Origin of the sequence: Actinoplanes sp. CA-030573, assembly GCF_050951115.1 — a bacterium.
Taxonomy (GTDB): Bacteria; Actinomycetota; Actinomycetes; order Mycobacteriales; family Micromonosporaceae; genus Actinoplanes.
Window position 1 is genome coordinate 1,232,225 of record NZ_CP192038.1, and the last position, 12,772, is coordinate 1,244,996.

Sequence of the window (12,772 nt, forward strand, 5' to 3'; positions counted from 1 at the left end):
ATCGGCATGCCGATCCTGGGTGGTCTGCCGCCGCGTAACCCCGGATTCGTGGGTCGCGAGGATCTCCTCTCCCGCCTGCATGGCCTGCTCACCTCCGGCCCGGTGGTGCTGCTGCCCGGCGAGGAGCACCCGCTGGGTGGCACGGGACGTACCCAGCTGGCCGTGGAATATGTCTATCGATATGCCGAGACCTATGACCTCGTGTGGTGGATCCCGTCCGAGCAGTCGGCCGGGGCCCGGCAGGCGCTGATCGGCCTCGCCCAGGAGCTGGGCCTGCCGGAGACGGGCGACATCAACCGAACCCTTTCCGCCGTACGCGACACGCTGAGCCGTGGTGAGCCGTACCGCAACTGGCTGGTCGTCTTCGAGGACGCCAACCGGCCCGAGGAGATCAAGGCGTACCTGCCGAGCGGGGCCGGGCACGTGCTCATCACCAGCCGCAACCCGCGCTGGCCGGTCGAGGTCGCGCAGTCCCTGCCGGTGGGCGTCTTCGACCGCGCCGACAGCGTCGACCTGCTGCGCGGGCGCAACCCCGAGCTGACCGCCGCCGACGCCGACCGGGTCGCCGACCGTCTCGGCGACGTGCCGATGGCGCTGCACCTGGCCGCCGCCACCCGGGTCGTGACCGGCTGGCCGGTCGACGAGTACGTGACCCGCTTCGACGCCCGCGCCGGCGAGCTGTCCTTCCCGACCCCGATCCGGGTGGCGTGGGGACTGGCCGCCGACGCGCTGCGCACCGGCTCCCCGGCCGCGTACCAGCTGCTCGAGCTGGGCGCGTTCCTGGGCAGCGCCCCGGTCTCCTGGCGGCTGCTCTGGGGCGCTCGCCTGCTGCCGCTCCCGGCCGAGCTGGCCCCCGCCGTCCGGGTCGAGCGCCGGCTCAAGGCCACGCTGCGCCTGATCGGCCGGTACGGCCTGGCCGAGCTCGACCCGCCCGGGGAGAGCATGCTGGTGCACCCGCTGGCCCGCGGCATCCTCGGCCAGGGCCTCAGCTCGGACCGGCACGCGGCGCTGCTGGCCACCGTCCGCGGCATGCTGGCCGCCGCCGACCCCGGCGACCCCGACGACCCGACCGGCCGTCCCCGCTACGCCGAGATCACCCCGCACCTGGTCCACTCCGACGTGCTCGGCGCCGGCGCCGAGGAGATCCGCCAGCTGGTCATCAACTGCGTCCGCTACCTGTACGCGAGCGGCGACTTCGACTCCAGCCGCGACCTGGCCGCCGCCGCGGTGGCCCGCTGGCGCGAGACGCTGGGCGAGACCGACGAGCAGACCCTGCTCGCCTCGTTCCACCTGGCCAACGCCCTGCGCGCACTGGGCCGCACGGCCGAGGCCCGGGTGCTGAACGAGCAGACCCTGCGCTCGCAGCGCACGACGCTCGGCGGCGACGACGAGACGACCCTGGCCACGGCCAACAGCGTCGGCGCCGACCTGCGCATCCGCGGCCACTTCGGGCAGGCCCGGCAGCTCGACGGCGACAACCTGGTGCGCTACCGGCGGCTGTTCGGCGACGGCTTCCCGACCGCCCTGCGCTGCGCCAACAACCTGGCCGCCGACCTGCGCCTGCTCGGCGACTTCCGGGGCGCCCGGGCACTGGACGAGCAGACCCTGCGGCAGCGCCAGGCGGTCCTGGCCGACGGTCACCCCGAGATCCTCTCCTCGCGGGCCGGCCTCGCGTACGACCTGTTCGGCCTGGGCGACTACGCGGGCGCGGCCGAGGTGCTGGCCGCCGCGCGTCCCGGCGTGCTGGCCGTGGCCGAGGACCACCCGTTCGCCCTGTGGGCGTCCCGGGTCGCCGCGATGGCGGCCCGCCGCCGCTGCCGGCCGGACGCGGTGGCGATGGCCGAGGGCACGGTCGAGCTGACCCGGCGCCGCTTCGGCGACCTGCACATCGAGACGCTGGGCGCGATGGTGACGCTGGCCAACGCGGTGACCGCGGCCGGCGACCTGGGCCGGGCGCTGGACCTGCTGGAGCGGGCGGTGGTGCGCTACCACTCGCTGCTCGGCGACGACCATCCCTTCACGCTGGCGGCGTCGGCCGGCCTGGCCGGCGCGGTCCGGGCCGGCGGCGGCCACGTCGAGGCCCGCCGCATAGACCAGGAGGCCCTGCACGGCCTGAGGCGCAGCGTGGGCGCCGATCACCCGTTCACGCTGGCGTGCGCCAACGGATACGCCACCGACCTGTTCGGGGTGGGCGAGCGGCAGGAGGCCCAGCAGATAGCCGCCGAGACGTGGCAGCGTTCCCACCTACTGCGCGGCGCCGAGCATCCGGACACGCTGGCGTGCGCCTGGAACGCCGTGCTGGACGGCGGCGACGAGGAGGCCCGGCACCAGGTGACGGCGGCTTTGGCCAAGGTCTACGGCGAAGGACATCCGTTGCTGGTCCGGGTGGCGGCGGGGGAGCGGTTGGAGACCGAGGTGGATCTGCCGCCGCTCTGAGCTTCGAGGAAGCGCAGGCCGCGTTGCCACGCCTGCGCTGCCGCGGTCTCGTCGTAATCCGGCACACCGGGATCGGTGAAGAAATGGGCCACGTCCGGATAGCTGAACAGCTCGACCGCCGCGCCGGCGGCCACCATCTCATCGCGCCAGGCCGCCACCGTCGCCGGCGGAAACATCGGGTCGGCCCGGCCGACATGGATCTGCACCGGTAATCCGCCGGGCACGGAACGCGGGTCGCCGCCGGTGCCGTGCAGAAGCAGCAGGCCTCCGGTGCCCGGGCGGTCGGCGAGCAGCTCGCCGGCCACACCAGCGCCCATCGACAGCCCGGCCAGAACGGCGTCGGCCGGCTGGGCCCGGACGGCTTCGCGCGCCCGCCGCATGATGGTCGCCCATCCGATGCAGCTCGTCCGCGGCGGTGACGACGGCCGGCCGCAGACCGTAGACGGAATGGAAAAGAACGATGTGCGTCACCCCGCCATCGTCCCTTGCCGTGGATTACGTGCAGTAGGGAAATCAGGCCTGGACCGCGGCCTGCAGGGTCAGCAACTCGGTGACGCCCGACGCCGGCATCGGCTTGGCGAAGTGATATCCCTGCGCCTGCGCGCACTCCAGGTCCCGCAAGCGGGCCGCCTGCGCCTCGTCCTCGACGCCTTCCGCGACCGGCGCCAGGCCGAACGTGCGGGCGATCTGCAGGACCGCCTCGGCCACCGACGCGCCGGTTGCGCTCTCGGGCATGGCCTGGACGAAGGAGCGGTCGATCTTCACCACATCGACCGGGAGGGCGCCCAGGTGGCTCAGCGACGAGAAGCCGGTGCCGAAGTCGTCGAGCGCGATGCGTACGCCCAAGGTCTTCAGCGAGCCCAGCACCCGCGCCGACTCCTTGAGGTCGACCAGCGCCACCGACTCGGTCAGCTCCAGCACCAGCAGCCGCGGCGGGATGCCGGTCCGCTCGATCACGGCGCGGATGTCGTCGGTCAGGGCCGGGCTGCCCAGCTGCGAGGCGGACAGGTTGACGTTGAGCTCGAAGTCCGGATTGTCGCGCTGCCAGGAGACGGCCTGCGCGCACGCCTGCTCGAGCACCCAGATGCCCAACTCCGGCATCAGGCCCAGCTCCTCGGCCAGCTCCAGGAACGCCGCCGGCGGAAGCAGACCGCGCGAAGGGTGCCGCCAGCGGACCAGCGCCTCGACGCCCACGGTGTGCTCGCCGGCCAGGTCCACGATCGGCTGGTAGAAGACCTCGAACTGCCGCAGCGCGAGCGCCTGACGCAGGTCGTCCTCGTCGTGGCGGCGCTGCTCGGCCTGGGCGAAGCGGGCCGGGTCGAAGCGGCGGGCAACGCCCTTGCCGTCGTCCTTGGCCTGGTAGAGGGCGGCGTCCGCCTCGCGCAGGATGGTGTCGACGTCGTGCTGGGCGCCGCGGGTGATGGCGATGCCTGCGCTGGCCCGGATGGTCAGCACGATGTCGCCGACGACCAGCGGCTGCAGCAGGTCGCGCAGGATGCGGTTGGCGACGGTGTCGGCGATCTGGTCGTCGGTGAGCCGCGGCAGCAGCACCACGAACTCGTCGCCACCGAGGCGGGAGACGGTGTCGTTGGCCCGGACGTTGGCGTTGAGCCGCTCGGCGGTCACCCGCAGCAGCTCGTCGCCGGCCGCGTGGCCGTACGTGTCGTTGACGCCCTTGAACCCGTCCAGGTCGAGCAGGATCACCGCGGTCATCGTGTCGTCGGCGTCGGCCAGGGCGTCGCGGGCGTGGTCCATGAACATGGCCCGGTTGCCGAGCCCGGTCAGCGAGTCGCGGAAGGCCTGCCGGGCGAGCTGGGCGCGCTGCCGGGTGAGGTCGCGCATGAGGCCCTGGTTGGTGCGGGCGCCCAGGAACTGCCGGACCAGGATCGCCCCGGCCACCATGATGATCAGCCAGGTGAGCTCGGCCTGCGCGCCACTTTCCCCGGCGTTGAGCAGCGCCGCCATCACGACGGCGGCGCTCACCGGTGCGTACTGCGCGAGCGGCCAGCGATCGGCCAGCTTCGAGACCAGGACGCTGACCGCCAGCACGATGCCGGCCGGCAGCAGCCAGTCGAGCAGGCCGGCGTTCTCGGCGTTCAGGCGTCCGAAGACGACCGGCCAGGCCAGCACCATCAAGGACGCGAAGATCATGGCTTCGTCGATGCACCGGCGAACCCGATCCAGGACCTTGCTGGAACTCATGACTCACCTCCGACGCCTTGCATCGGTCAGCGGGGCGGTGAGTTGAGGGATACGTCCAGCCACGCGACGACTGTGTCGAGATCAACATCGGGAAGAGCCAGGCACGTCGCCCGTACGAGCTCGAGCCGCTCCCGGATCGAGCGGGCCGGCGAGACGAGGGCCATGCCCACCCACGGCTCGGCTTCGCCGGAAACCAGGCTTTTCCGGTACGCGTCGAGCGCCGTCGCCGCATCACCCCGCAGATAGGCGAGGTCGCCGGCCGTCCCGTGATCCACCGACGAGCCCCGCAGCAGCCGGTGGACCAGCGCGAGCCGCGTGCTCGTCTCGAGGGCCCGGCCGCCGCCGGTCCGGAGCTCGGGTTCCGGGATCGGCGCCGGCTCACCGCGGCGCCAGGCCTCGGCGAGAGCGGCCACCGAGCCGGGCGCGATGGCCAGGTTGCGCAGGCGCCAGCGGGCCCGGTGTTCGGCGTTCGCCCCGTCGGCCAGTCGCGCGACGCCGGCATCGACCGGTTCGGCCAGCCAGGGATCGACCTCGTCGCGCATGGCCTGAACGAACCGTGCCCCGGCCGCGGTGAGGTGGCCGCCGGCGAGCAGGAGGCCGGCGGCGGAGGCCACGGCGGCCCGCCATCGCGCGAACTCGAACTCGGCGATCCGCCCGCCGCCGGCCGAGCGCTCGCTGCGCCAGAAGCGGGTCACCGCCAGATAGGCGTAGGCGCCGTGCAGGAGACCGAACACCGGGCGCGGGTCGTCGCGCCAGGGTGAGTAGGTGCGGGGCGCACCCGGGGTGACCAGGTCGAAGAGGGTTCGGGTGGCGTTGAGCAGGCTGTGCTGGGCCTCGTGGAGCAGGCCGACCGCGAAGGCGACCGGGTCGGCGGGCGCGGAGAGGGCCATCGCGCCGTACGCGTCGGCCGAGGTGGCGCTCAGGCCGGTGGTGCCGGGGTCGGGCTCGACCGGGATCAGGACGGTGAGCACGGCCGCGACGGTCTCGGCGGCCGGGCGGTGCCGGGTGACCAGCAACCGCCACGCGGCCGACAGCGAGCGCTGCCACTCGGCCGCGTCGTCCGCGCTCAGCCGGGGGGACGGGGTCAGGCCCAGGTGGGAGCGCAGGGGGTCGGTGTCCTCGAGCCGCAGCCGCAGGGTCAGGCCGTCGTGCGTCGCGGTGAGGTGGCGGCCGGCGGTGACCCGGTCGAGGGCAATGCGGGCGGCGGCAGCGCCGACGGGGGCGGCGACCGAGGTGGCGCCGGCGGGAGCGGCCACGGTCGGGGCGGCCGCGGCGGGAGCGGCCGCGGCGGGAGCGGCCGCGGCGGGAGCGGCCGCGGCGGGAGCGGCCGCGGCGGGGGTGGCCGCGGCGGGGGTGGCGGCCAGCAGGGTGGCGGTGTGGAGGGCGGCCATCGGGTCGGCCAGGGTGCCGCGGTCCGCGTACCACCTCGGGATCTGGCCGCCCCGGCGGTGCAGCTCGGTGATCAGCAGCAGGTGGCGGCTGAGCTCGGCCCGCCGCAGGACGGTGAGCGTCCGTGGGTGCGGGCGGCCGGCGGCGAGGGCGGCGAGCTCGGCGTCGGTGAGGCGGAAGGTCCGCACGACGTCAGAGGGCCGAGTTGAAGCCGGCTATCGGCTCGCCCGGCTCGTCGCGCTCGGCGGCCAGGCGGCGCAGGCTCTGGGCCAGGGCGCCCTCGGGGTTGCGAGATGTCAGATCTTCCAGCGACATGTCCGACACGTCGACCAGGGGTGAGCGCCACTCATCGGCGTCGTTGTCGGTCGTCCGGTCCACGACACCCACTCTCCCCGTTGACGGTGACAATCAATGTATTGCGGCAAGGTTACGGTGGTCGCCGGGGTGGGTGATGCCCGGGAGGAGCGGGGCGGGTGTGGATGCCATCGTTGCGTGCCCGTGATCTCATAGGACGCCAACAGCAAGAAAGTCGGCAACGGAGGACAAAACTGTGCCGGATGGAAATCTCGCGGATCGGCTCGCGGCGCTGTCGGCGTCCGCAACCGGTGACGACGGCGTGGTCACCGTGACCGTCGCCGGCGCGGGGGTCGTGACCGGGCTGAGGCTGGACGACGGCGCGCGCCGGCTGAGCGGCGCGACGTTGTCGGACGAGATCCTGCGGACGATGCGGAAGGCCCAGGCGACGCTGGCCGAGCGGCTGGCGGCGGCGGTCGACGAGACCGACGGCGCCGAGCGCGAGGCCGGCCGGGTGCTGCTCGACACGCTGACCCGGCAGGCCGCCGGCGAGCCGGACGGGCCGGCCATGCCGGTGATGCCGTTCCCGACGTTCCAGAGCGTGCCCACCCTGCCGCAGCAGTCGCCCGGCAACGGATACGAGAGTGGAAGGGACAGCCGTGCCCGGTGAGGTGCCCCAGCTTCCGCGGCGCGGTCCGGCGCCCCCGGTCGACCGGATGAGCAACGCCGAGCTGGCCCGGATGGTCGAGTCCGAGCATCCGTACCGGGGCAAGGCGCTCTTCGAGCTGTCGGACCGCATCCCGCACGACGACGACGCGGCGACCAAGGTCGCGATGCTGAGCCGGCTGACCTCGCTGCGGCAGGCGCGGCTCTTCGACCGGGTCTCGCTGGCCTGGTCGGCGATCATCGCGCTGCTCGCGGCCGAGACCACCCACTCGCGGGAGTCGGCCTACGAGGCGTTCGGGGCGCTGGAGCCCGAGGAGCAGCGCGACATGCTGGACTACCTCGAGGTCTCCGCGATCGAGGAGGCCCACCCGCGCATCGCGTGAGCGGGCCCCACTGGTTTCAGGCTTCTACCCGGACGTCCTTGTTGCGGAAGGCGACCCGGTCCCGTACGGCCTTGGCGTCCGGCTTGGGCTCGGGGTAGAACCAGACGGCGTCCGTCGCGATGTGCCCGTCGGACGACAGCGTGTAATAGGACGCCTTGCCCTTCCAGGGGCAGACGGTGTGGGTGTCGGAGGGCAGCAGCACGTCCTCCCGCAGCGACGCGCGCGGGAAGTAGTAGTTGCCCTCGACAACCACGGTGTCGTCGCTCTCGGCGATAACTTCGTCGTTCCAGATGGCCTTCGGCATACCGTCGAACGTAGCGCGGAACGGGTTTGGTGTCCGATATGCGAACATTAATCGCTATCGCGGGTGAAACGTGGCGACTCGTCCGCACATTGCCGCGTCGGTGTAAGAAGATCTAGAGTCGATCCGCCAGGACTGGCCCTTGGCAGCCCCCCGATGAGAAGCGGCCCGGTGAACCGTCTGAGCACGCTACCCACGACCGGTGAGCAGGCGCGCCGCGCGCTGCTGCTGCTCGGCGCACCCGCACCCGCCCACCTGCTGGTCCGGGTGCATGCGGCACTGTTCGACGGCGACCTCTCGACGGCGGCACTGGCCGAGGTCGAGCGCAATCCGGTGCCGGGGCTGTGCGCGGCGCTGCGTCCCGACCTGACCGCGGCGCCGGGAGTGCTCGCGCTCGCGGAGTGGCCACTCGAACGGCGGATCCTGACCCCGGCCGTGCGGCGCGCGGACGAGCTGGCGATGGTGGCGCGGGTGGCCGGGTTCGTGGCGATGGCGCCGGCGGCCGGCCGGGCGGCGGCTCTGCTCCTGCGCGAGCTGGCTCAGCGCGTACCCCATGGGGTGGAAGCTCTTGATCTTGCGGACGCGGCGCGTGCGGCGCTGGCCGATCCCCAACTCATCGCGAAGATCGCGGCAGAGGCGCCGGTACGCGAGGCGGCCGTCGAGCGGGCGGAACGGCTCGACGCCCGGCAGCAGTTGTTCGGTGTGCCCGTGGTGCCGCATCAGCGGGGTGGCTGTTGAACCGGCTCGACCAGCTTCGCGGCACGGCCAAGGCCAAGCGGCACAATGCCCGGACCATCGCGGCGCTCACCGGAAATCCGGGCTGCTCGCGGCGCGCGGTGCTGGACGCGGCCGGGATCGACAAGGTCAAGCTGGCCGAGCGGATCGGGTTCCCGGGCAGCTTCGGGCAGTCCCGGTTCGCGCTGGCCCGGGGGAACGCGTTCGAGGCGATGCTCAAGGCCGACGACTGCGCGCTGCTGCGGTCGGTGCTCGACGTGGGCGCGATCGGCTATCAGGATCTCGGTGCGGACGCCGACGACACCCTGTCCGCGCGGCACGGGCGCACCCGTGAGCTGCTGGCCTCCTCGCGGCCGGGGCTGATCGACCATCCGCTGCTGACGCTCCCGGTCGCCGGGCAGACCGTCTTCCTCGAGCCCGATCTGATCGCCTTCCAGAGCGAGGGACGGCTGCGGGTCGTCGAGATCAAGTCGTTCGCGATCGTGGACGGCCAGGCCGATGCGGCCAAGGTGTCGGCGGCGGCCGTGCAGGCAGCCGTCTATGTGCTCGCCCTGCGCAACCTGCTCGGTGCCGACCGCGTCAGTCACGAGGCCGTGCTGGTCTGCCCGTCGAACTTCTCCCTGCAACCGGTCGCGGTGACTCTCGACGTGCGCAAGCAGCTTTCCACGCTTAAGCGGCAATTGTCCCGTATGTCGTCGGTGGCCGCTTTGATCGCCTCCCTTCCCCCGTCCGTTTCGTTCGACGTCGCCCTGCCTCCGGACGCTTTGCTCGACTCGCTCGCAGCGATCGATGCGCGCTACGCCCCGGAATGCCTCTCCTCCTGCGAAATGTCGGTATATTGCCGGGACGAGGCGCACGGGGCGACGGCCGCTCTCGGCCGGTCGGTGCGGGAGTCGCTCGGCGGCATCGAGCTGATCGCGCACGCGCTCGACCTCTCCACCGGCGCCGTGGCGCCCACCCCCGAGCAGCAGGAGGCGGCGGCCCTGTTGCGCCAGGCGGCGCGGTTGCGGTCCGAGGCGCTTTCGTGAGTACGCTCGTCGCGCTCGCGCGGGCACAGGCGTTCACGGCCGGTCGGGCGCAGCCGATCGCCACAGTGCGGCATCTCCACGTCCACGACCGGCCGTTCGTGCTCATCCCACTGGCCATGGCGGGCGAGGCCAACGCGCCGCTCGCGGCGATGGCCGGCACCGATCCGGAGAAGCCCCGCCTGCTGGTCGTCCGGCAGCCGCGCAACCGGGACGACCGGTTCGCGTTCGCCGCCGAGCTGGCCGGCGAGCTCGTGCCGTACCTGACGTCCTTCGCCACCGAGACCGAGGCGGTGGCCGTCGACCGCGGACGCGACGTGCGGTACCGGTTCGTGGACGCGCCGCAGGTGTGGGTGCCGAACACGGGCGGGATCGACTTCCTGCGGCTGTTCGGGCGGTCCACCCGGTTCCGGTCGGTGGACGGCGACAACCCGGTGCCGCCGGCCGTACCGCTGCTCGGGAAGTGGCTGACGTTCCTGGCCGGCGCGTCCGAGATGCCCGGGTCGTCGCTGCTGCTCACCACGGTTCAGGCGCTCGGGCTGCACTGGGCGACCGGGCAGAGCGGCGCCGAGGACGCGCACCTGGGCTCGCTGCTGGCCTGGATCGAGTCGGGCGCGGCGGCCGCCCGGGAGGCCGAGCGCGGCCCGGTGGCGGGGCCGGCGACCGACCCCGACTTCGACAACCACGTGCTCGCGCCGCTGATCTCGGAGGCCGACCCGGCGCTGTCCGACGTGCTGCGCGAGCTGCTGACGCCGACCTGGGACGGGATGTGGCGCGCGCTCGATCTGCTGCGCGGGCTGCCGGTGGGCGACCGGGTCGGGTCGCGGTGGGACGGGGACCGGGACAGCTATTCGGCGTACGTGCAGCACCTGGCCGAGGACGGCGCGCCGCAGCCGCGCCGGGACGGCGCCGTGGCGGCGGCCGCGCGGTTGCAGCGGCTGGAGAACGCGGCCACGCGCTATGCGGTGCAGCGGGCGTTCGACGACCCGCTGGTGATGGCCGAGTACCGGCTGGCCGGGTCGGCCTTCGGCGGAGTGGTGACGCTGGCCGATCCGGACCGGATCGACGACAGCGGGAAACGGCCGGTGTTACGTCCCCGGATCATGGTGGCGACGACCGAGACGGTGCGGGTCGAGGCCGGGGCGTCGCTGACCTCGCCGGCGCGGCCGTCGCAGAAGGCCCGGGTGATCTCGGTGACGCCGACCGCCACCGGCTACGACGTGTTGCTGGAACTCTCCGGCGGCATGGGACGCAAGCTGGTCGCCGAGCCCGGGAGCGTGCCGGCCGTGGGCGAGAAGCTCCTGCTGACCACGCTCAGTGAGGCTTACCGGCCCGGAGCCGCGTTTCCCGACCCGGCCGACACGCCATGGACGCACGGCGGCCCGCCGCCTTCATCCGAAGCGGATCACTAAGAGCGCGATGTCGTCGTCCCGCCGGATCGCGGTGTCCAGCAGGCGGGTGCAGATCTCGTCGGCCGGGCGGGACTGGCCGCCCTCGATCGCCTTCCGGATGCGGCCGATCCCCTCGTCGATCAACTGGGCCGGGCTCTCCACCAGTCCGTCCGTGTAGAGCAGCAGGGTGTCGCCCGGATCGATCCGCCGGTGGTGGGTGGTGCGGACATCCCGGGGAATCAGGCCGAGAAGGGGCTCGGGCGACTGCCACCAGACCTCGATCTCGCCGTCCCGCCGCAGCACAATCGGCGGCGGGTGGCCGGCGTTGGCGAAGGTCAGGTCGTACCCGTCAGCATCGCGCCGCAGCCGCGCCAGCACGGCGGTGGCCGCGGCCGGCATCCTCAGGCCGTGCAGCGCGCGATCCAGCTGGGCCAGCAGCGGGCCGGGCTCGTCGTCGCGGCCGTACGCGTCGCCGCGCACCAGGTTGCGGACCTGGCCCATCGTCGCGGCCGCCTCGATGTCGTGGCCGGAGACGTCGCCGACCGCCAGCATCACGCTGCCGTCGGGCTGCACGAACGCGTCGTACCAGTCACCGCCGACGGCCGCGCCGACCTGCGCCGGCAGGTAGCGGGCGTGCAGCTCGACGCCCGGGATGCGGGGCAGCTCGGGCAGCATGCTGTGCTGCAGGACCTCGGCCACGTGACGCTGACGCCCGTAGAGCCGGCTGTTGTCGACGGCGAGCCCGGCCCGGCGCCCGATCTCGGTGGCGGTGCGCTCGGCGGCCTCGTCGAAGGCGCCCGCCCGCGGCCCGTTGACGAGAATGATCACGCCGACGATGCGCCGCCCGACCGGCGTGGTGATCGGCGCGACCAGATAGGACGCGAGCCCGATCCGCTCGGCGATCTCGATGACCTCGCCCGGTCCGACGCGGGCGCGCAGCGAGCGGGGATCGGCGGCGTCCTCCCGGATCGGCAGCGGAATGCGTTGCACGGCCGCGACCAGGGACTTCATTTCGCGGGGAGCCGCGCCGGCCAGCTTCGCGAGACGTTCGGCGAGGTCCGCGTACGCCGGATCGTGGTGCGCGGCCGACACATGACGAACCGTGCCCGACGGCTCGGCCAGCGCGACGACACACCAGTCGGCGAGCCGGCCGGCGACCGTCCGGCCGAGCCGCCCGAGCGCCTCGTCGATGTCCATCGTGGCCGTGAGCGTCTCGGTGAGCTCCCCGAGCAGGCTGAGCTGGTCGTGCGCCGACTCGGCGGCCCGGCGCGCCTCGTCCGCGATCTCCCGCGCGATCCGCAGCCGCAGCTCCGACGAGCAGACCTCGCCGAGCTCGACGAGCAGGGCGATCTCGCTCCTGGTCCAGGCCCGGGGCTCGCGGTCCATCACCGCGAGGGTGCCGAGGACGTGCCCGTCGGAGTCGGTGAGCGGCACGCCGGCGTACGCCATCGCCTGCAGGTCTTGCACCGCGAGGTTGTCCTTCATGCGCGGGTCGACGCGGGTGTCCGGGACGACGAGCATGGTCCCGGCCTCGACGACGTGCCGGCTGAGCGAATGCGTCAGCGGCATCTCCCGCGACTCGGCCAGCGGTTCCGGAAGCCCGACCTGCCCCGGCAGATACTGCCGGTCCGCGGCGAGCACGGTGACCAGCGAGACCGGCGCGTCCACCAGCCGCTCGACCAGGGTCGCAATCCGATCGAAGGCCGCATCGGCGCGCGCGCCCAGCCCAAGGCGCCGAACCGCCCGCAGGCGCTCCGGATCCCCGAGAACGCCCACACCCGTCTCGACCAAGTCTCCCCGCAGCACGTCGCCCCCCGGCCGCTCAGACCTGACAGGCTACCGTCGCGGCGCGCCGATGCCGACCCTCCGTTCAGCCGCTCTCCGCGGGCAGGCCACGTCGCACGACCGCCGGGCCATCGCCGGCGGCGAATCTCCTGCTCGCCGCGTCAG

Annotated in this window: 12 protein-coding genes; 6 read left to right on the forward strand and 6 right to left on the reverse strand. The window is 73.2% G+C overall.

Features of this window, described 5'->3' with window-relative positions:
• The first annotated feature begins 6 nt into the window (after nucleotides 1-6).
• Entirely contained in the window at nucleotides 7-2,436 is a 2,430-nt protein-coding gene (gene fxsT / locus ACQP2F_RS05675; RefSeq protein WP_433301293.1) for an FxSxx-COOH system tetratricopeptide repeat protein, read from the forward strand.
• On the opposite strand, the gene ACQP2F_RS05680 is transcribed toward fxsT, so the two are convergent.
• The 4 genes from ACQP2F_RS05680 to fxsA form a co-directional block, all read right to left on the reverse strand.
• Nucleotides 2,355-2,816 carry a dienelactone hydrolase family protein gene (locus ACQP2F_RS05680; protein WP_433301295.1) on the reverse strand — a complete coding sequence of 154 codons (462 nt, stop codon included), beginning with the start codon at nucleotides 2,814-2,816 and terminating at the stop codon, nucleotides 2,355-2,357. The two genes, fxsT and ACQP2F_RS05680, sit on opposite strands and share 82 nt — an antisense overlap.
• Before the next feature lie 133 nt (nucleotides 2,817-2,949).
• Complete coding sequence (locus ACQP2F_RS05685; RefSeq protein WP_433301297.1) at nucleotides 2,950-4,638, reverse strand: putative bifunctional diguanylate cyclase/phosphodiesterase; 1,689 nt, start codon at nucleotides 4,636-4,638, stop codon at nucleotides 2,950-2,952.
• 26 nt (nucleotides 4,639-4,664) lie between these two features.
• Entirely contained in the window at nucleotides 4,665-6,215 is a 1,551-nt protein-coding gene (locus ACQP2F_RS05690) for an aKG-HExxH-type peptide beta-hydroxylase (protein ID WP_433301298.1), read from the reverse strand.
• Nucleotides 6,216-6,219: 4 nt separating this feature from the next.
• Nucleotides 6,220-6,405 (reverse strand): FxSxx-COOH cyclophane-containing RiPP peptide, encoded by a 186-nt coding sequence (fxsA, locus tag ACQP2F_RS05695; RefSeq protein WP_433301300.1) that lies wholly within the window; start codon nucleotides 6,403-6,405, stop codon nucleotides 6,220-6,222.
• A 172-nt stretch (nucleotides 6,406-6,577) separates the two neighbouring features.
• On the opposite strand from fxsA, the gene ACQP2F_RS05700 reads away from it, so the two are divergent.
• Together ACQP2F_RS05700 and ACQP2F_RS05705 are read left to right on the forward strand one after the other, a co-directional pair.
• Nucleotides 6,578-6,991, forward strand: coding sequence for a YbaB/EbfC family nucleoid-associated protein (locus tag ACQP2F_RS05700; RefSeq protein WP_433301302.1), 414 nt, complete (start codon nucleotides 6,578-6,580; stop codon nucleotides 6,989-6,991).
• On the forward strand, nucleotides 6,966-7,370 hold the full coding sequence (locus ACQP2F_RS05705; RefSeq protein WP_433301304.1) for a hypothetical protein: 405 nt from the start codon (nucleotides 6,966-6,968) through the stop codon (nucleotides 7,368-7,370). The genes ACQP2F_RS05700 and ACQP2F_RS05705 overlap by 26 nt, the downstream gene beginning before the upstream one ends.
• A 16-nt stretch (nucleotides 7,371-7,386) precedes the next feature.
• Here ACQP2F_RS05705 and ACQP2F_RS05710 read toward each other — a convergent pair whose 3' ends face one another.
• On the reverse strand, nucleotides 7,387-7,674 hold the full coding sequence (locus ACQP2F_RS05710; protein ID WP_433301306.1) for a DUF427 domain-containing protein: 288 nt from the start codon (nucleotides 7,672-7,674) through the stop codon (nucleotides 7,387-7,389).
• Nucleotides 7,675-7,842: 168 nt separating this feature from the next.
• Here ACQP2F_RS05710 and ACQP2F_RS05715 point away from each other — a divergent pair, with 168 nt between their 5' ends.
• Genes ACQP2F_RS05715 through ACQP2F_RS05725 form a run of 3 tightly spaced genes read left to right on the forward strand, consistent with a single transcriptional unit; the run spans nucleotide 7,843 to nucleotide 10,843 of the window.
• Nucleotides 7,843-8,409 (forward strand): hypothetical protein, encoded by a 567-nt coding sequence (locus tag ACQP2F_RS05715; RefSeq protein WP_433301308.1) that lies wholly within the window; start codon nucleotides 7,843-7,845, stop codon nucleotides 8,407-8,409.
• The gene (locus ACQP2F_RS05720; protein WP_433307364.1) at nucleotides 8,403-9,434 is read left to right on the forward strand and encodes a hypothetical protein; all 1,032 of its coding nucleotides are present in this window, start codon (nucleotides 8,403-8,405) and stop codon (nucleotides 9,432-9,434) included. The genes ACQP2F_RS05715 and ACQP2F_RS05720 overlap by 7 nt, the downstream gene beginning before the upstream one ends.
• Nucleotides 9,431-10,843, forward strand: a complete 1,413-nt coding sequence (locus tag ACQP2F_RS05725; RefSeq protein ID WP_433301309.1) for a hypothetical protein — start codon at nucleotides 9,431-9,433, stop codon at nucleotides 10,841-10,843. The genes ACQP2F_RS05720 and ACQP2F_RS05725 overlap by 4 nt, the downstream gene beginning before the upstream one ends.
• Here ACQP2F_RS05725 and ACQP2F_RS05730 read toward each other — a convergent pair.
• Nucleotides 10,823-12,598 (reverse strand): SpoIIE family protein phosphatase, encoded by a 1,776-nt coding sequence (locus ACQP2F_RS05730; RefSeq protein WP_433301310.1) that lies wholly within the window; start codon nucleotides 12,596-12,598, stop codon nucleotides 10,823-10,825. The genes ACQP2F_RS05725 and ACQP2F_RS05730 overlap by 21 nt on opposite strands.
• Nucleotides 12,599-12,772: the final 174 nt, after the last annotated feature.